We start from the raw sequence: 230 nt of genomic DNA, 5'->3' as shown, positions 1-230 counted from the left end.
TACTACGGATTTCAGTTTCGCTTCTGTAACGTGTGCAGCGGCAACGAGAAGGGCCATGTGGAACGCAGCGTTGAGGTGGTGCGTAGAAAAGCATTCGCGTCCAGGTACGAGTTCGATTCACTCGAGAGCGCCAACGAGTACCTGATAAGCGTTTGTGAGCGCCTCAACCACAAGGCGCAATCCAATCGCGACGGGCGTAGTGCATGGGAATGTTTGCAGGAGGAGCGTTC

General features: G+C 54.8%; 1 pseudogene. It reads left to right on the top strand.

Annotated elements, in window-relative coordinates:
• Positions 1-230 (top strand): annotated as a pseudogene (locus J3482_RS22260) (IS21 family transposase); the annotation flags it as partial.

Source organism: Alicyclobacillus suci (genome assembly GCF_017329615.1).
In the GTDB taxonomy this organism is placed as follows: Bacteria; Bacillota; Bacilli; order Alicyclobacillales; family Alicyclobacillaceae; genus Alicyclobacillus; species Alicyclobacillus suci.
The sequence above is the reverse complement of the archived record's forward strand: the minus strand, read 5'-3'. Positions and strand labels throughout refer to the sequence as shown.